Origin of the sequence: Pseudomonas syringae KCTC 12500 (assembly GCF_000507185.2) — a bacterium.
GTDB lineage: Bacteria > Pseudomonadota > Gammaproteobacteria > Pseudomonadales > Pseudomonadaceae > Aquipseudomonas > Aquipseudomonas syringae.
In genome coordinates, this window is the sequence record NZ_AYTM02000002.1 from 3,098,679 (window position 1) to 3,116,421 (window position 17,743).

At 60.5% G+C, this 17,743-nt stretch carries 14 protein-coding genes; 9 read left to right on the forward strand and 5 right to left on the reverse strand.

All coding sequences use genetic code 11. From position 1 onward, the window contains the following. Positions 1-43: 43 nt before the first annotated feature. From V476_RS14010 to azu, 3 genes are all read left to right on the forward strand, one after another. A complete protein-coding gene (locus V476_RS14010) occupies positions 44-2,539 on the forward strand; it encodes a circularly permuted type 2 ATP-grasp protein (protein ID WP_024960664.1) in 2,496 nt (831 codons plus the stop codon). After that, the gene (locus V476_RS14015; RefSeq protein WP_024960663.1) at positions 2,539-3,432 is read left to right on the forward strand and encodes a transglutaminase family protein; all 894 of its coding nucleotides are present in this window, start codon (positions 2,539-2,541) and stop codon (positions 3,430-3,432) included. Before V476_RS14010 ends, V476_RS14015 begins: the two co-directional genes overlap by 1 nt. A 152-nt stretch (positions 3,433-3,584) precedes the next feature. Continuing rightward, positions 3,585-4,031, forward strand: a complete 447-nt coding sequence (azu, locus tag V476_RS14020) for an azurin (RefSeq protein WP_003319566.1) — start codon at positions 3,585-3,587, stop codon at positions 4,029-4,031. A gap of 198 nt (positions 4,032-4,229) precedes the next feature. Here azu and nadE read toward each other — a convergent pair whose 3' ends face one another. From nadE to V476_RS14035, 3 genes are all read right to left on the reverse strand, one after another. Beyond that, a complete protein-coding gene (gene nadE / locus V476_RS14025) occupies positions 4,230-5,057 on the reverse strand; it encodes an NAD(+) synthase (protein WP_024960662.1) in 828 nt (275 codons plus the stop codon). A 26-nt stretch (positions 5,058-5,083) separates the two neighbouring features. Beyond that, positions 5,084-6,307: a nicotinate phosphoribosyltransferase gene (gene pncB / locus V476_RS14030; protein ID WP_003393514.1), complete on the reverse strand. Its 1,224-nt coding sequence runs from the start codon at positions 6,305-6,307 to the stop codon at positions 5,084-5,086. A 99-nt stretch (positions 6,308-6,406) separates the two neighbouring features. Further along, positions 6,407-7,312, reverse strand: a complete 906-nt coding sequence (locus V476_RS14035; RefSeq protein WP_003393513.1) for a LysR substrate-binding domain-containing protein — start codon at positions 7,310-7,312, stop codon at positions 6,407-6,409. 499 nt (positions 7,313-7,811) lie between these two features. Between V476_RS14035 and V476_RS14040 the strand changes: the two genes are divergently transcribed. From V476_RS14040 to V476_RS14065, 6 genes are all read left to right on the forward strand, one after another. Then, a complete protein-coding gene (locus V476_RS14040; RefSeq protein ID WP_024960661.1) occupies positions 7,812-8,948 on the forward strand; it encodes a branched-chain amino acid ABC transporter substrate-binding protein in 1,137 nt (378 codons plus the stop codon). Positions 8,949-9,109: 161 nt separating this feature from the next. Next, a complete protein-coding gene (locus V476_RS14045; RefSeq protein ID WP_003317221.1) occupies positions 9,110-10,024 on the forward strand; it encodes an ABC transporter permease subunit in 915 nt (304 codons plus the stop codon). A gap of 88 nt (positions 10,025-10,112) precedes the next feature. Continuing rightward, positions 10,113-11,348 carry a high-affinity branched-chain amino acid ABC transporter permease LivM gene (livM, locus tag V476_RS14050; protein ID WP_373365901.1) on the forward strand — a complete coding sequence of 412 codons (1,236 nt, stop codon included), beginning with the start codon at positions 10,113-10,115 and terminating at the stop codon, positions 11,346-11,348. Then, complete coding sequence (locus V476_RS14055) at positions 11,345-12,220, forward strand: ABC transporter ATP-binding protein (protein WP_003317225.1); 876 nt, start codon at positions 11,345-11,347, stop codon at positions 12,218-12,220. The genes livM and V476_RS14055 overlap by 4 nt, the downstream gene beginning before the upstream one ends. Further along, complete coding sequence (locus V476_RS14060; protein WP_003317226.1) at positions 12,217-12,933, forward strand: ABC transporter ATP-binding protein; 717 nt, start codon at positions 12,217-12,219, stop codon at positions 12,931-12,933. The genes V476_RS14055 and V476_RS14060 overlap by 4 nt, the downstream gene beginning before the upstream one ends. A 720-nt stretch (positions 12,934-13,653) precedes the next feature. Beyond that, positions 13,654-14,418 carry an SDR family oxidoreductase gene (locus tag V476_RS14065; RefSeq protein WP_003317227.1) on the forward strand — a complete coding sequence of 255 codons (765 nt, stop codon included), beginning with the start codon at positions 13,654-13,656 and terminating at the stop codon, positions 14,416-14,418. Between the two features lie 36 nt (positions 14,419-14,454). Here the strand turns inward: V476_RS14065 and V476_RS14070 are convergent, their stop codons facing one another. Both V476_RS14070 and dxs read right to left on the reverse strand, forming a co-directional pair. Next, positions 14,455-15,669, reverse strand: coding sequence for an AGE family epimerase/isomerase (locus V476_RS14070; RefSeq protein WP_024960660.1), 1,215 nt, complete (start codon positions 15,667-15,669; stop codon positions 14,455-14,457). Between the two features lie 72 nt (positions 15,670-15,741). Then, on the reverse strand, positions 15,742-17,634 hold the full coding sequence (dxs, locus tag V476_RS14075) for a 1-deoxy-D-xylulose-5-phosphate synthase (protein WP_003422330.1): 1,893 nt from the start codon (positions 17,632-17,634) through the stop codon (positions 15,742-15,744). Positions 17,635-17,743 lie beyond the last annotated feature (109 nt).

A 17,743-nucleotide genomic window follows, 5' to 3' on the forward strand; every position in this document is an offset into this window, starting at 1 on the left:
ACTGCACTAATCTGAAGTCCTTACGTTGCCTGCCGAGCCTTCCATGCCCGACCTGCTTGACCACTACCCGCTGTCCGAGGGTACTTACCACGAAATGCTCGACGCCGACGGAGCCGTTCGCCCGCACTGGCGTCGTCTGTACGAGCACATGCGGCGCAGCAGCGCGGCGCAACTGATCCAGCGTCAAGCCCTGCTGACCCGGCAGATCCAGGAAAACGGTGTCACCTACAACGTGTATGCCGACCCCAAGGGCGCTGACCGCCCGTGGGAGCTGGACTTGCTGCCGCACATCATTGCAGCGGATGAATGGCAGCACGTGGCGGCAGGGATTGCCCAGCGTGCACGGCTGCTCAACGCAGTGCTCGCGGACCTTTACGGCCCGCAGACACTGATCGCCAATGGCCTTTTGCCCGCCGAACTGGTGTTTGGCCACAACAACTTTCTCTGGCCATGTCAGGGCGTGAAGCCCCCTGAAGACACGTTCCTGCACATGTATGCCGTCGACCTGGCGCGCACCCCGGACGGGCGCTGGTGGGTCACTGCCGACCGTACCCAGGCGCCCTCGGGTGCCGGTTATGCGCTGGAAAACCGCCAGAGCGTCGCGCGTGCCCTGCCGGAAACCTATCGCGACCTGCAAGTCCGGCACCTGTCGGGTTTCTTCGACGCGCTGCAGCAGACCCTGGCCCGTCAGGCGCCGACCAGCAACGAGGCGCCGCTGATCGTCCTGCTGACGCCGGGCCGTTTCAACGAGAGCTACTTCGAACACTTGTACCTGGCGCGGCAACTGGGCTATCCGCTGGTCGAGGGTGGCGATCTGACGGTGCGCGATGCCAAGGTCTACCTGAAAACCCTCAGCGGCTTGCGTCGGGTTCACGCCATCATGCGCCGGCTGGACGATGACTTCTGCGACCCTCTGGAATTGCGTACCGACTCTGCGCTGGGTGTGCCGGGGCTGCTTGAGGCGGTGCGTCAGGGCAATGTGCTGGTCGCCAACGCGTTGGGCAGTGGTGTGCTGGAGTCCCCAGGGCTGTTGGGCTTTTTGCCGAAAATCAGTCAGTACTTGTTCGGCGAGGATCTGATTCTGCCCTCGGTAGCGACCTGGTGGTGCGGAGAGCCGCCGGTGCTGGCTCAGGCGCTGGAAAAGCTGCCGGATCTGTTGATCAAGCCGGCGTTCCCCTCACAGCACTTCGCGCCGGTGTTCGGCCGTGACTTGAATGAGGCGCAACGCCTTGCACTTGCCCAGCGCATGCAGTCGCGGCCCTATGCCTACGTCGCTCAGGAGCTAGCGCAGTTGTCCCATGCTCCGGTGCTGCAGGCTGATGGCTCCGGTTTGCAGCCGCGCGCCATCGGCATGCGGGTGTATGCAGTGGCCAGCCTCGACGGCTATCGCGTGCTGCCGGGCGGCCTGACCCGTGTGGCCGCCGAAGCCGATGCCGACGTGGTTTCGATGCAGCGTGGTGGGGCGAGCAAGGACACCTGGGTGCTGGGCGAGCGCTCGCACCTCGGCGAGCCGTGGAAGGGCCAGCGTAAGCTGGGTGTCTACGACTTGATCCGTCGCGACCCTTATCTGCCGTCACGGGTGGTGGAAAACCTGTTCTGGTTCGGACGTTACTGCGAGCGCTGCGACGACAGTGCGCGCCTGCTGCGCATCATGCTGACGCGCTACGTCGACGATGATGACCCTCTCGCGCTGCAAGCCGCCGTCGCGCTGGCCGAGAGCCTGGGCATGCTGCCCGAGGCGCAGGAGGGCGAAGAGCTGAAGGATCGCCTGCTTGTCGCGCTGCTGGGGGACGAGTGGCCGTTCAGCCTTCGGGCCAATTTGCAGCGGCTGCAATGGGCCGCTTCGCAAGTGCGTGGCAAGTTATCCAAGGAAAACTGGCAGGCGCTGGTCGAGTTGCAGCGCGAAGCCTTGAGCCTGGAAAGCGAAGAGCCGGATTTCGGCGAGCTGCTGGATTTTCTCAACCGCCTGGTGATGTCGCTGGCGGCGCTGTCCGGTTTTGCGCTGGACGACATGACCCGTGACGAAGGCTGGAATTTCCTCATGATCGGGCGACGGATCGAGCGCCTGAAGTTTCTCAGCACCAGTCTGTCGGCGTTTTTGCGCGGGCTGGTGGTTTTCGAACGGGCCGGGCTGGAGTGGTTGCTGGAGCTGGGCAACAGCAGCATCACCTATCGCTCGCGCTACATGGCCGTGCCGCACCTGATTCCGGTGCTCGACCTGTTGCTGCTCGACGATCAGAACCCGCATGCGGTGCTGTTCCAACTCAAGCTGGTGCAGCGCTCGTTGCGCCGCTTGAACGACGAGTTCGATGCGCCACGCGACAGCAGCCTGTCGGTGTTGGCGCAGCGTCTTGCCGCGTTCGACCTGGGCAGCCTGGAGAACCCTTTGTTTGGCCAGAGCAGTATCGATGCCGTGCTCGACGGGCTGGCGGACTTGCTGCAAAGCATTGGCGACAGCAGTGGCCTGGCGTCCGATCGCCTGGCGTTGCGCCATTTTGCCCACGTCGATGATGTCAGCCAACGCACGGTGTCTGTCTGATGAGCGCTTTCTACCAGATTTTCCATGACACGCATTACAAGTACGACAGCCCGGTTTCGCTGGCCCAGCAACTGGCGCACCTGTGGCCGCGCAGCAGTCCCTGGCAGCGTTGCACCGAGCAGGCGCTGGAGATTCTTCCTGAACCCACTACGCGTCGCGATGAGCTGGATGTGTTCGGCAACCCGCTGACTCGTCTGGCCTTCGAGCGTCCGCACGATGAGTTGCAGGTCAATGCGCGGTTGCGTATCGAGGTCATGGAGAAGCCGTTTCTGGACTTCAATCTGTCGCCGGAATGGGAGGTGACCCGCAGTGCGCTGACGTACAGCGCCAAGCCGATGACCGAGGACATTCTGGAGGCCTGCCGCTATCGCTTCGAATCCCCCTACGTTCACCTGAAGCGCTCGTTCGTCGAATTCTCGCAGGTCTGTTTCCCGCCTGGCCGCCCGTTGTTGCTGTGCGTACAGGCCTTGATGGAAAAGATTTTCGAGGAATTCACCTTCGATGGAGAGGCCACTCAGGTCGCTACGCCGCTGGTGGAAGTGCTGGAGCGGCGGCGTGGCGTGTGCCAGGACTTCGCCCATTTGATGCTGGCGTGTCTGCGCTCCCGGGGCCTGGCAGCGCGCTATGTGAGCGGCTATCTGCTCACCCAGCCGCCACCGGGCCAGCCCCGGCTGATCGGTGCCGATGCCTCGCACGCCTGGGTCTCGGTATTCTGCCCGGCCTCTGGCTGGGTCGACTTCGACCCCACCAACAATGTGCAGCCTGCGCTGGAACACATCAGCCTGGCCTGGGGGCGCGATTTCTCCGATGTCTCGCCGTTGCGTGGCGTGATTCTGGGCGGCGGCACGCATGATCCGGATGTGCGGGTCACGGTGATGCCGGTCAGCGGCTAATTACCGGGTCCCGTGAATCGTTCTTCAAAAGGGCGCTCTCTCGCGAGCGTCCGCGGGACCATTTGACGCACGTTCTTGGAACCCCTGCCCTGATCGGGCACTCTCTTCTTACATCAGTTTTACGTTAATCAAGTCCTGCCCTGGAGATTCAAATGATTCGCAAGCTTGTAGCGATTTCGCTGTTGTCATTGGCCAGTGGTCAATTGCTGGCTGCCGAGTGCTCGGTCACAGTCGATTCGACCGATCAAATGATGTACGACACCAAAGCCATTGAGATCGACAAGGGCTGCAAGGAATTCACCGTCAACCTGACTCACTCCGGCAGCCTGCCGAAGAATGTCATGGGGCATAACTGGGTACTGGGCAAAGAAGCCGACGCTCAGGCGATCACCACTGACGGCATGTCGGTTGGCATCGACAAGGATTACGTGAAACCGGACGATACCCGCGTCATTGCCCACACCAAAGTCATCGGTGCTGGCGAAAAGGATTCGGTGACGTTTGACGTGTCGAAGCTTGATCCGGCGGAAAAATACCAGTTTTTCTGCACCTTCCCGGGCCATATCAGCATGATGAAAGGCGCTGTGACCCTGAAGTAACGGCAGGTCTCCGGAGCGTCTGAGAGTATCGTTCCTCACGCTACGCGTGGGAATGCCGTTCGTGACGCTCTGCGTCACAGATCTGAGCTGCTGCGCAGATTCAGGATCGGACGCGTAGCGTCCAGAACTGCATGCCGACGCAGAGCGTCGGCACGATAGCCAGCAATGAGCGTCACAAATCCGTGCCGCGCAGATCACTCATGGTGCGTAAGGCAATTCGCGTTTGTGCTGGGTCTTGGCGTAGGTTTCGCAAATGATCCGGAAGGCTTCCTCGCGTACCGGCTCGCCGTGCAGGAAGGCGTCGATCTCGGCGTAGGTCACGCCGTGCGAGGCTTCGTCCGGTTTGCCAGGTGACAGGTCTTCCAGGTCCGCAGTCGGCACTTTCTCGACCAGTGATTCCGGTGCGCCGAAATGGCGGGCGATGGCGCGTACCTGGTTTTTCACCAGGCCGCTCAACGGTGCCAGGTCGCAGGCGCCGTCGCCGAACTTGGTGAAGAAACCCATCACCGCTTCGGCCGCGTGATCGGTGCCGATCACCAGCCCCTGGTACGCCCCGGCGACGGTGTACTGCGCGACCATGCGTATGCGTGCTTTGGTGTTGCCGAGCACGAAATCCACCGAGGTCGCTGGAAGCCCGTCGAATGCCTTCACCTCGGCGGCCAGTGCCTTGACGCTGCTGCCGATGTTGATGGTATGGCGCTCGTCTGGCTCGATAAAGTCGACAGAGGCCTGGGCTTCGTGCTCATCGGCCTGCACCACATAAGGCAGGCGCACTGCGATGAAGCGGTAGGCGTTGTCCCCCGTGCTTTCACGTAGCTCCTTGACCGCACGCTGGGCGAGCAAACCCGCCGTCAGTGAGTCGACCCCGCCGCTGATGCCGAGCACCAGGGTCTTGAGCCGTGCGTTCTGCAAGCACTCCTTGATGAAGTTGACGCGGCGGGCGACCTCGGCCTGCAGCGCGTTCTGGTCCGCGAAAGGTGGCTGGACCTTGAGCTGTTCAGCAATCTGGCGCTGTACGGCGTGCATGATTCACTCCTCGTAGATAGGACAATTCAAGCGGGTTTTTCCGGGCTAGGCAAATTCGGCACCTTGAACACATGCCGCAGGTAGGCGACAAAGTTCGGGTCCTTGCACTGCGTCTTGCCGGGCTCGTCAGAGATTTTCGCTACGGCCTGACCGGCGCACGCCGTCATTTTCAATACCATGTTCATCGGCGCAATGCCGGGGATGTCGGCCGTCAGGTTGGTGCCGATCCCGAAGCTGACATTGATGCGTCCGCGCAGTGCGCGAAAGATATCGAGCGCCTTGGGCAGGTTCAGCCCATCGGAAAACACCAGGGTCTTGCTCATCGGATCGATACCGAGCTTCTGGTAATGCGAGATGCATTTTTCGGCCCACTTCACCGGATCGCCCGAATCATGGCGCAAACCGTCGAACAGCTTGGCGAAGTACAGATCGAAGTCGTTCAGGAAAGCATCGGTGGTGATGCAGTCGGTCAGCGCGATCCCCAGCAGGCCGCGATATTCGCGGACCCAGCAATCGAGCGCGGCAATCTGACTGTCGATCAGGCGCGGTCCCAGCTGCTGATGCGCCATGATCCATTCATGGGCCATCGTGCCAAGCGGCTTCAGATCGAGCTGGCGCGCCAGATGCACATTGCTGGTGCCGACGAACTGCCCGGGGAAGTCGTTTTTCAGGACGCCAAGCATTTCTTCCTGCACGCGGTAGGAAAACCGCCGGCGCGTGCCGAAGTCTGCCACTTTCAGCTCGGCCAGTTCGTCCGTCGTGGCATGCGTGGTCAGCCACTCGAACTTGTCATACAGACGATTCCGCGCCTGACTGAGCAGGGTGTCCGGGTAACGATGCCGGTTGCGCACTTCGCTGACGATGGCCAGCAGCGGGACTTCAAACAGGATGACGTGCAGCCACGGTCCGTGCAGGCGAATGCACAGTTCGTCATTCTCGATGGTGGTTTTCACGTAGCGGGTATTGAAGCGGAACAGCCCGAGAAAGCGCAGGAAATCCGGTTTAATGAAGGTGATGCGCTCCAGAAAAGCCAGGTGTTCGGGGCTCAGCGACAGCTCGCACAGCAGCTCGATCTGGTGCTTGATTTCATCCAGATAGGGGCGAAGGTCCTCCCCGTTGCGGCAACGAAACTCCCACTCGACGTCCACGTTCGGGTAGTTGTGCAGGACGGCCTGCATCATGGTCAGCTTGTAGAAATCGGTATCGAGCAGGCTTTGCACGATGCGATTGGAAAAGGCGCTCTCGCTCATTTAATCAGGCTCTCCAGAGCAGCCGGATAAAGTGGGGCGCGTGACTTCCTGTCTGTCACCATGGAAGGCTCACGGCCGGATGGGGGTGCATTGTCGCCCTTAAGCGGGGGGTTGATCCAACTGTTCCAGCATCCACTGTAGAAAAACCCGGATTTTGGGCACGTCGGCGGTGTGTTCCGGATAGGACAGGTAGTAGGCGCTGTTAGTGCTGGGCAATGCGTAATCCCAGGCAATCACCAGTTTGCCCTCGGCCAGTTCCTCCTCGACCAGAAAGCGTGGCAGCAGCGCAACGCCGCAGCCGACCTGGGCTGCGCGGATGCACATATAGAAAGTTTCAAAGCGTGGCCCGTGATAGCTGTGGTCGGTGTGATAGCCCTGGCTTTCGAACCATTCATGCCACGCTTCGGGGCGGAAGGCATTCTGCAGCAGGACCAGCTCGCTCAGTTGCGTCGGGTCGCCGAGCGGCTCGTCGGGCAGGCTTTCGGGGGCGCACACCGGCACCAGTTCCTCGCCGAACAACTTCACGCTTTCTGCACCGGGCATGGCGGCCTGGCCGAAATAGAACGACACGTCGCAGCGGCCCTTGATCAGGTCATCGGATTCCTGCTCGTTGATCAGGTCCAGGTGAATGTGCGGGTGACGCAAGCGCCAGCCCTTGAGGCGCGGCACCAGCCAGCGGGCGCCGAATGTCGACGGGGTGGAGACCCGCAGCACCTCGGTTTCCCCGCCGTAGGAGCGCAGGAAGTGGGTGGACATCTCGATCTGGGTCAGGATCTTGCGCACTTCGGCCAGATACAGCGCCCCGGCTGGCGTCAGTTGCAGACGGCGGCGCACGCGCTGAAACAGCAGGTGCTGAACCAGCTCTTCGAGTTGCGCGACCTGCTTGCTGACAGCGCTCTGGGTCAGGTTGAGTTCTTCTGCTGCGCGCGTGAAGCTCAGGTGCCGAGTCACTGCCTCAAAGCATTGCAATGCGGCTATCGAGGGCAGATGACGTTTGTTCAGCATGATGACTTCTCTGTTTGCGGCGCGAAGGGGCTGGCGTAAGCAATATGAATTATCGGAATGATATCTCGCTTAAAGGTCGTTTGTCGGGCGTATGCAGGGACGTTATTACTGGCGTCGCGTGACGCGCGTTTCAGAATCTGACGATGGCTGCGGCAGGCCGCGTTTAATCCGCTAGCCTCAAATGGTGCGTCTCGTAGCGTTCGCGCACCGGGCGTGTGCAATTCGGTGACGTGGGCTGTTACAGGTGGGTTGCCCATCATGGCATGTGCTGGTTGCTACTCGAGTGCGCACGGGTTGCTCTTTTTTCTTCCGGGGTTGCACCTTGCGCGCTCGAAGCAACCAGAGTGCCCTGTTGCGCGGCGTTGCATGATGGATCGACACGAAAAACGCGACATCTCCTTCAACTAAAAAGCGATGGCACGCGCCTTGCTCTGAGCAACTCTGTATCTGTTCGATCATGAAAGTGCCAACTAAAAAAATATCCTCAGGAGCACCACTTATGTCGCATACGTTTTACAGGAAAGGTTTTCTGGCAATTGCAGTGGCTACTGCATTGGGCGTGTCTTCGTTTGCACAGGCGGACGTGAAAATCGGCGTAGCGGGCCCGATGACCGGCGCGAATGCGTCGTTTGGTCAGCAATACATGAAGGGCGCGCAGGCAGCAGCCGATGCGATTAATGCGGCAGGTGGTGTCAACGGGGAGAAAATCGTACTGGTCGCGGGCGATGACGCCTGTGAGCCCAAGCAGGCCGTGGCGGTTGCCAACCGCCTGGTGGATCAGGACAAGGTGATTGGCGTGGTCGGACACTTCTGTTCATCGTCGACCATTCCGGCTTCTGATATCTACAGCGATGCAGGGGTGATTGCCATCACGCCAGGCTCGACCAACCCTACCGTGACCGAGCGAGGCATGAAAGAAATGTTCCGCATGTGCGGTCGTGACGATCAGCAGGGTATCGTTGCCGGTGACTACATCGTCGACGTGCTCAAAGGCAAGAAAGTCGCCGTTATCAATGACAAGGACACTTACGGTAAGGGCCTCGCTGACGCAACGGCCAAGCAACTGACCGCGCGTGGCGTCAAGCCGATCCTCGAAGAGGGTCTGACCCGTGGCGAGAAAGATTTCAGTGCGCTGGTGACGAAGATTCGTTCGGTGGGCGCTGACGTCGTGTACTTCGGCGGTCTGCACCCGGAAGCCGGTCCGCTGGTTCGGCAGATGCGCGAGCAGGGCCTCAAGGACGTCAAGTTCATGTCCGATGATGGCGTCGTGACCGACGAACTGGTCACCACTGCGGGTGGCGCACAGTACGTCGATGGCGTGTACATGACCTTCGGCGCTGACCCGCGCGCATTGCCAGACAGCAAGGCTGTCGTGGAACAGTTCCGCAAGGCCGGTTACGAGCCTGAAGGTTACACCCTGTACGCTTACGCTTCGGTACAGGCCCTGGCGGCCGGGTTCAACGGCGCCAAGTCCAACAAGGGTGACGCAGCCGCCGTCTGGCTCAAGGCCAGCCCGGTCAAGACTGTCATGGGTGAAAAAGCCTGGGATGCCAAGGGTGACCTGAAAGTCTCCGACTACGTGGTTTACCAGTGGGACGCCGCCGGCAAATACAAGCAACTCGAAAAACAGAAGTGAGATAGACCTCGCGTCGGCCCTGCGCGTCAGGCGCTGACCCGATGATGGGCTCGCCCAAGAGCGAGCCTGCATCTCTTCTATCGTTTTCGGACCTGTCGGTCATGCCTCACGAGGGTGTGACTGGGGGGGTGCTGAGCTGCCTTTTTGTGTGAGTGTGCGTGATGGATGGAATCTTCCTGCAACAAATGGTCAACGGACTCACTCTCGGGTCTGTCTACGGCCTCATCGCCATCGGTTATACGATGGTCTACGGCATCATCGGCATGATCAACTTCGCCCATGGCGACGTGTACATGATTTCCGCCTACCTGGCCGCCATCGGCCTCGCGGTTCTGTCTTTCTTCGGCGTGGAATCCTTTCCATTCCTGATTCTCGGTACGCTGATCTTTACCATTGTGGTCACTGGCGTTTACGGCTTCGTTATCGAGCGTGTGGCGTACAAGCCACTGCGCAACTCGACCCGTCTGGCGCCGCTGATCAGCGCCATCGGCATTTCCCTGATCCTGCAGAACTACGCACAGATCAGCCAGGGCGCGCGCCAGCAAGGCGTGCCGACGCTGCTCGAAGGTGCGTGGCGCTTTGAAGTCGGCAGCGGCTTCGTGCAGATCACCTACACCAAGATCTTCATCCTCATTGCCGCCTTCGTCGGCATGGGCGTGCTGACCTACATCATCAAGTACACCAAGCTGGGCCGCATGTGCCGGGCCACGCAGCAAGACCGCAAGATGGCCTCGATCCTCGGCATCAACACCGACCGGGTCATTTCCTATGTGTTCATCATCGGCGCTGCCATGGCGGCGCTGGCCGGTGTGCTGATCACCATGAATTACGGCACGTTCGACTTCTATGCCGGCTTCATCATCGGCATCAAGGCGTTTACTGCGGCCGTGCTGGGCGGGATCGGTTCGTTGCCGGGTGCCATGCTGGGCGGTTTGATCCTGGGGGTTGCCGAGTCGCAGTTCTCCGGTCTGATCAACTCCGATTACAAAGACGTGTTCAGTTTCGGCCTGCTGGTGCTGATTCTGATCTTCCGTCCCCAAGGCCTGCTGGGTCGCCCACTCGTGGCGAAGGTATAAGTATGTCCGCTCCTGTTGCTGTTCCAGTTTCCAAACCTGTTGAAATCAAGAAGAGTCTGATAGACGCCGTGGTTGCCGGGTTGCCGGGTTGCTGGCGCTGATCGTGTTTGGCCCCATCGTCGGGATCGTGCTCGATGGCTACAGCTTCAACCTGCAGCCGACCCGCGTGGCCTGGCTGGTGGGCGTGGTCATGATCGGTCGCTTTCTGATCAGTCTGTTTCTGCAAACACCCAGAGGCCTGCGTGTTTCCCAGAGCTTCGAAAGCTCCGACTCCGGCGTGCATGTGCTCAAACCGGATCATCGATCACGCTTGTACTGGATCATTCCGCTGCTGATCGTGATTGCCATCGTGTTCCCGATCTTCGCCAACAAGTACATTCTGACCGTGGTCATCCTCGGTCTGATCTACGTGCTGCTCGGCCTGGGTCTGAACATCGTGGTCGGTCTGGCGGGGCTGCTCGACCTTGGCTACGTGGCGTTTTACGCCATCGGTGCTTATGGTCTGGCGCTGGGCTATCAGTATCTGGGCCTGGGCTTCTGGTCGGCGTTACCGCTGGCGGCGATTGCGGCGGCGCTGGCCGGATGCATTCTCGGCTTCCCGGTGTTGCGCATGCATGGCGACTATCTGGCCATCGTGACCCTCGGGTTCGGCGAGATCATTCGCCTGGTGCTGAACAACTGGCTGTCGTTCACCGGCGGCCCGAACGGTGTGCCGGTGCCCGCGCCCACCTTCCTCGGGCTGGAATTCGGCCGACGCGCCAAGGATGGCGGGGTGCCGATTCATGAATATTTCGGCTTCGATTACAACCCGGACCTGAAATTCATCTTCATCTACGCCGTGCTGTTCCTGGTCGTGCTGGCGGTGTTGTTCATCAAGCATCGCCTGACGCGCATGCCGATCGGGCGTGCCTGGGAAGCCTTGCGCGAGGACGAGATCGCCTGTCGTTCGATGGGCCTCAATCACGTGCTGGTCAAGCTGTCGGCGTTCACGATTGGCGCATCGACCGCAGGCCTTGCCGGGGTGTTTTTTGCCAGCTACCAGGGCTTCGTCAACCCGACCTCATTCACCTTTTTCGAGTCGGCGCTGATTCTGGCGATTGTGGTGCTGGGCGGCATGGGCTCGACCGTCGGTGTGGTGATCGCCGCGTTCGTGCTGACCGTTGCGCCTGAACTGTTGCGCAGCTTCTCCGAGTACCGCGTGCTGCTGTTCGGGATTCTGATGGTGCTGATGATGATCTGGCGACCACGCGGCCTGATTCGCATCAGCCGCACCGGGGTGAAACCGCGCAAAGGCGCGCTGGTGACAGAGGGGGCTGCGCGATGAGCACTGAAGTGATTCTCTCCGTCGAGCACCTGATGATGCACTTTGGCGGCATCAAGGCCCTCAGCGACGTCAGCCTCAAGGTCCGTCGCAATTCGATTTTCGCCCTGATCGGCCCCAACGGTGCAGGCAAGACCACGGTCTTCAACTGCCTGACCGGTTTCTACAAGGCCACTGGCGGACGCATCGAGCTGCATACCCGTGGCAAGACCACCAACGTGATCAGGCTGTTGGGCGAGCCGTTCCAGGCGACTGACTTCGTGTCGCCGAAAAGCTTCCTCAGCCGGGTGTACTACAAAATGTTCGGCGGCACCCATCTGGTCAACAGGGCAGGGCTGGCGCGCACGTTCCAGAACATTCGCCTGTTCAAGGAAATGTCGGTGGTCGAAAACCTGCTGGTCGCCCAGCACATGTGGGTCAACCGCAGCCTGATCAGCGGGATTCTGAATACCAGGGGCTATCGCAAGGCCGAAGAGGACGCGCTGAATACCGCGTTCTACTGGCTGGAGGTGGTCGATCTGGTGGACTGCGCCAACCGTCTGGCTGGCGAGTTGTCCTACGGGCAGCAACGCCGTCTGGAGATTGCGCGAGCCATGTGCACGCGGCCGCAGGTGATCTGCCTGGATGAGCCTGCTGCCGGCCTCAACCCGCAGGAAACCGAGGCACTCAGCGGCATGATTCGTCTGCTGCGTGACGAGCACGACATGACCATCGTGCTGATCGAGCACGACATGGGCATGGTCATGGGGATTTCCGACGATATTGTGGTGCTCGACCATGGCAACGTGATTGCGATGGGCGGGCCGGAACAGATCCGTAACGACCCCAAGGTGATCGCCGCGTATCTGGGCGCTGATGAAGAGGAGCTGGTATGAGCAAGCCGATCCTCGAACTGAAAGAGATCGATGTGTTTTACGGGCCTATTCAGGCCCTTAAGAAAGTCTCGCTGCACATCAATGAGGGCGAAACGGTGAGCCTGATCGGCTCCAACGGCGCGGGCAAGTCCACGCTGCTGATGTCGATCTTCGGTCAGCCGCGCGCGGCCAGCGGGCAGATCATCTATCAGGGCACCGACATCACCCAGAAGTCCTCGCATTACATCGCCTCCAACGGCATTGCGCAGTCGCCGGAAGGGCGGCGGGTCTTTCCCGACATGTCGGTCGAGGAAAACCTGATGATGGGCACCATTCCGATTGGCGACAAGCATTCGGCCGAAGACATGCAGCGCATGTTCGAGCTGTTCCCCAGGCTCAAGGAACGTCGCAATCAGCGCGCCATGACCATGTCCGGAGGCGAGCAGCAAATGCTCGCCATCGCCCGCGCGCTGATGAGTCGTCCGAAGCTGCTGTTGCTCGATGAGCCAAGCCTGGGCCTGGCACCGATCATCGTCAAACAGATCTTTTCGACCCTGCGTGAACTGGCAGCCACGGGCATGACGATATTCCTGGTCGAGCAGAACGCCAACCATGCGCTCAAGCTGTCTGACCGGGCCTATGTCATGGTCAATGGCGAGATTCGACTGTCCGGCACCGGGAAGGAATTGCTGGTAAATGAAGAGGTAAGGAACGCTTATCTGGGCGGGCACTGAATTCGTCAAAACCCTGCCGTTTTCTTCGCGCGCCCCGGATGCTCAAACATCCGGGGCGCGGTCGTATGGAATTGTGGAAAACAATTTTGGCGCGTCTCATAAGTGCGACATAAAACCGCTGCAAATGATTGTTTTGTCACCGTTTTGACTTGTTCAGGTTTACTGTGGAATCGGCTGTTAATAACTTGGGAGTATTTGCCTGCAGCCCTTTATGCATAAGGCCTGTAGAAGAGTGGTTAAATTTCGTACAGAGGTTTTCGGCCAACTTTACGGGGCGTTTGTCAACAGCATCGAGGCTGGTCGTTCATACAGCTTTTTCAGGTTAACAGCCTGTGGATAAGTCTGTTAACAAGCCTTGGAAAGACTGCCCCGGACGTTATAGGGTCTGGGCTACAGGCCATCACCGTTTTCTGACGCTTGGCGACCTCTTGGCGGTGTCGGGCAAAGTCAAGGAAAAAACTTCGCCTGATACGCTGCAGGCCCCGAAACACGTGACGTGCAGCGTCACTGACTTGCCCCCAGAGATTGTGGGTCTGACTGTGGATAAGGTGGGCAAAAGTGTCTGTGAGGCCCGTGGCGCAAGGCTTGCTTCGGGTTGGTTGTTTTTTGTACAAATACACTCGGTTGTTGCATCGATGTCCCGCTGGCGGGCATTCTGCTGCCCTTGCCAGAAACTTATTAACAGGCAGCGCTGTTTTTGCGCCATGTCAGGAGAATGAAATGACTTCCACTGTATTCATCACGGGCGCCACTTCCGGTTTTGGCGAGGCGTGTGCCCGCCGTTTCGCCGAGGCAGGCTGGTCGCTGGTGCTGACCGGTCGACGCAAGGACCGTCTGGATGCCTTGAGCGCCGAGCTGTCGAAGCAGACCAAGGTGCATACGCTGGTGCTGGATGTGCGTGACCGCAAGGCGATGGAGAGCGGCATCGCAGGTTTGCCTGAAGAGTTCGGCAGCATTCGCGGGCTGATCAACAATGCCGGCCTGGCGCTGGGAATCGATCCTGCACCCAAGTGCGATCTGGATGACTGGGACACCATGATCGATACCAACGTCAAAGGTCTGGTCTACACCACGCGTCTGCTGCTGCCACGCCTGATCGCGCATGGTCGCGGCGCGAGCATCGTCAACCTGGGGTCGGTCGCCGGTAACTACCCGTATCCGGGCGGTAACGTCTACGGCGGCACCAAGGCCTTTGTCGGGCAGTTCTCGCTGAACCTGCGCAACGATCTGATCGGCACGGGCGTGCGCGTCACCAACCTTGAGCCGGGGTTGTGCGAGAGCGAGTTTTCGCTGGTGCGTTTCGGTGGCGATCAGGCCAAGTACGACGCCACCTACGCAGGTGCCGAGCCGATTCAGCCTCAGGACATCGCCGACACCATCTTCTGGATCATGAACACGCCAGCCCACGTCAATATCAACAGCCTGGAACTGATGCCGGTCAGCCAGACCTGGGCCGGCTTTGCGATTGATCGCAACCGCGGTTGATTGACGTGCTGATCGGGCCGCGCAGCTGGGGCCCGATCAGCTGTCTGCCGGCGTTGGCGGCGGGAATGCGCTGACGAAGCGGTTTTCGACGAAATCCGCCAGGCCGATGTAGCAGGTGGCCAAGTGGTAGGGCGTGGTCGACGGCATGTCGCTGCGGCTGACCCTGCCATCGGGCTCGACGCACTCGTTCCAGCCCTTGGCATGCAGAAAGCGCTGCTCGAAGGCCGACAACTGCTCAGTCAAGGCCAGCTCGCAGTCCGGGCGCAGGGCCATGGCCCGCAGGTATTCCGCCTGGGCCCAGATACGCTGGGTGGCATCGCGCACCGTACCATCGAGCGCCAGCATCGCCGTCACCGCCCCGCTGTGTGGATCGACACCCTGCGCCTGGGCGTAGGCGAACGCGCGGGTCATGGATTCATGCAGCTCGCGTCCGTGCAGTTCCGGCGACGATTGCAGCAGGAAGAACCATTCGAATTGATGACCTGGCTCGTACCAGTTATCCACAGCGCCCAGAGGCTTCTCCAGCATCACGCCGGTTGCCGTATCGACGAAACGGCGCTGCATGTGGATAACCAGCGCGTCCAGTGCCGCTTGCGTGGCAGGGTCGGCACGCACCGACAGGGTGGCCAGAAAGGCCTCTGCCAGGTGCATCAAGGGGTTTTGCAACGGTCCGGTGCCCAATACCGACCAGTCTTCATCGAGCTGCGCCTCGTAAAGCCCGTCTTCGTCGGCAAAGCGTTCGGCGATAACGTTGAGCGCTGCGTTGAGCACCGACTCTGCCAGCGGGTCCTGCACTTTCGCCCAGTAATGCGCGCAGGCAAAAATAATGAAGGCGTGGGTGTAGAGGTCCTTGCGGCGATCCAGCGGCTTGCCCTGTGGATCGATGCTGTAGAACCAGCCGCCATGCTCGGCATCGTGGAAGTGCTGTTGCAGAGATCGGAACAATTCACCGGCCCGCGCCCGTGCATCTGGCACTTGTGCGTGATCGATGAGGCTGGAAAACAGAAACAGCTGACGCGCACAGGCCATGGCGCGATAGCGTTGCGGCGGCAACGGTTGATCGCTGGCGTCGAGTGCTTCGTAGGGCAATGCCAGTTGCGCGTTCCAGCCAGGACCCTGCCACAACGGAACGACGACCTGCATGAAGTGCTGCTGCAAGGCGGCGAACAACGAGGTCAATTCAGGCGTGGAGGCGGAGCGGGTCACATGAGGCATCGGCTGGCATCGCGGCAGTGTCGAAGTGCGCAGCATGTTATCAGGATTGCTGCACGAAGACGGGTGATGATCGTTCCTCACGCCAGGCGCATGAGGAACCTCTGGCAGTCAGCCAATCAGCGCCAGTCGCTCGTTGATCGCGGCTTCGATCCCTTGGGCATCCAGGCCGCACTCGGTGAGCATCTGCGCAGGCTTGGCGTGCTCGACGTAGACATCCGGCAGGCCCAGGTGCAATACCGACTTGAGGATATTGGCGCGGGCCAAGAACTCGCTGACCGCAGCACCGGCACCGCCCATGACGGCGTTTTCTTCCAGTGTGACCAGCAACTCGTGATTGGCGGCAGCTTCGCTCACCAAGGCTTCGTCCAGTGGTTTGACGAAGCGCATGTCGATCACTGTTGCGTCGAGCTTCTCGGCCACCACCAACGCCTCGGCCAGTTGCACGCCGAACGCCAGTATCGCAACGCCCTGGCCCTGACGCCGCACAACGCCCTTGCCGATCTCGACCGGTTCAAGATTGGCCTCGATCACCGCATTAGGGCCGGTGCCGCGTGGGTAGCGTACTGCCGCAGGGCCGGTATGCAGGTAACCGGTGCTGAGCAGCTTGCGCAGTTCGTTTTCATCGCTCGGCGTCATCACCAGCATGCCGGGGATGCAGCGCAGGTAGGAGAGGTCGAAGCTGCCTGCGTGAGTCGGGCCGTCTTCGCCTACCAGCCCGGCGCGGTCGATGGCGAACAGTACGTCGAGGTTCTGTACCGCGACGTCGTGGATCAACTGATCGTAGCCACGTTGCAGGAAGGTCGAATAGATCGCCACCACCGGCTTGCTGCCTTCGCAGGCCATACCGGCTGCCAGGGTCACTGCGTGTTGCTCGGCAATGGCCACGTCGAAGTAGCGCTCGGGGAAGCGTTCGCTGAACGCGACCAGATCCGAACCTTCCTTCATCGCAGGCGTGATGCCAACCAGGCGTGCGTCAGCGTCGGCCATGTCACAGATCCACTGGCCGAACACGCCGGAGTATTTCGGTGCGCTGATCTTTTTCTGCGCGGCAGGCGCATTCAGCGGCTCGAGCTTGGTGATGGCGTGATAGCCGATCGGATCGACTTCGGCCGGTTCAAACCCCTTGCCCTTTTTGGTCACCACATGCAGAAACTGCGGGCCCTTCAGGTCACGCATGTTGCGCAGGGTGGCGATCAGGGTCGGCAGGTCGTGGCCGTCGATAGGACCGATATAGTTCCAGCCCAGCTCTTCGAAGAGCGTGCCCGGGACCAGCATGCCTTTGGCGTACTCCTCGGTGCGCCGCGCGATTTCCCAAGCACCGGGAAGGCGCGAAAGCACCTTTTTGCTGCCTTCACGCATGCTGCTGTAGGTGCGGCTGGAAAGAATCTTGGCCAGGTAATTCGACAGCCCGCCGACATTGCGCGAGATCGACATGTCGTTGTCGTTGAGGATCACCAGCATGTCGGCGGCCACTTCCGGCGCGTGGTTCAGCGCTTCGAAGGCCATACCGGCAGTCAGCGCTCCGTCGCCGATCACGGCAATCGATTTGCGCTCGCTGCCCTGCAGGCGCGAGGCAATCGCCATGCCCAGCGCGGCGCTGATCGAGGTGCTGGAGTGCCCGACACCAAAGGTGTCGTACTCGCTTTCGCTGCGACGCGGAAAGGCCGCAACCCCGTCCTTCTGGCGCAGGGTGGACATGCGCGCGCGACGGCCGGTGAGGATCTTGTGCGGATAGGCTTGATGACCCACGTCCCACACCAGACGGTCGTCCGGGGTGTCGAAAACGTAATGCAGCGCGATGGTCAGCTCGATGACCCCGAGACCGGCACCAAAATGCCCTCCGGTCTGGCCAACGGAATACAGCAATTCCAGGCGCAGCTCATCGGCCAGGGTTTCCAGCTCGGCTTCGCCCAGACGGCGCAGGCCGTGCGGGGTATCGGCTCGGTCGAGCAACGGCGTGACCGGGCGCTCGCGGGGGATCTCTTTGAACGTCGTGGGCATCAGGCGAATCGTTATAAGTAAAAGAGGCGGCAGTTTACCTTATGCATCGTACGCTGCCCATGAAGTGAGTCGGCGGATGATCTGCCGACTGACATGTGTAATGACTGAG

Coding starts and splice junctions, on each gene's coding strand:
- V476_RS14035 (WP_003393513.1), bottom strand. CDS start 7,312: ATGCTGAACAAACGTCATCTGCCCTCGATAGCCGCATTGCAATGCTTT.
- V476_RS14015 (WP_024960663.1), top strand. CDS start 2,539: ATGAGCGCTTTCTACCAGATTTTCCATGACACGCATTACAAGTACGAC.
- V476_RS14040 (WP_024960661.1), top strand. CDS start 7,812: ATGTCGCATACGTTTTACAGGAAAGGTTTTCTGGCAATTGCAGTGGCT.
- V476_RS14065 (WP_003317227.1), top strand. CDS start 13,654: ATGACTTCCACTGTATTCATCACGGGCGCCACTTCCGGTTTTGGCGAG.
- pncB (WP_003393514.1), bottom strand. CDS start 6,307: ATGAGCGAGAGCGCCTTTTCCAATCGCATCGTGCAAAGCCTGCTCGAT.
- V476_RS14070 (WP_024960660.1), bottom strand. CDS start 15,669: ATGCTGCGCACTTCGACACTGCCGCGATGCCAGCCGATGCCTCATGTG.
- nadE (WP_024960662.1), bottom strand. CDS start 5,057: ATGCACGCCGTACAGCGCCAGATTGCTGAACAGCTCAAGGTCCAGCCA.
- V476_RS14055 (WP_003317225.1), top strand. CDS start 11,345: ATGAGCACTGAAGTGATTCTCTCCGTCGAGCACCTGATGATGCACTTT.
- V476_RS14010 (WP_024960664.1), top strand. CDS start 44: ATGCCCGACCTGCTTGACCACTACCCGCTGTCCGAGGGTACTTACCAC.
- V476_RS14045 (WP_003317221.1), top strand. CDS start 9,110: ATGGATGGAATCTTCCTGCAACAAATGGTCAACGGACTCACTCTCGGG.
- dxs (WP_003422330.1), bottom strand. CDS start 17,634: ATGCCCACGACGTTCAAAGAGATCCCCCGCGAGCGCCCGGTCACGCCG.
- azu (WP_003319566.1), top strand. CDS start 3,585: ATGATTCGCAAGCTTGTAGCGATTTCGCTGTTGTCATTGGCCAGTGGT.
- V476_RS14060 (WP_003317226.1), top strand. CDS start 12,217: ATGAGCAAGCCGATCCTCGAACTGAAAGAGATCGATGTGTTTTACGGG.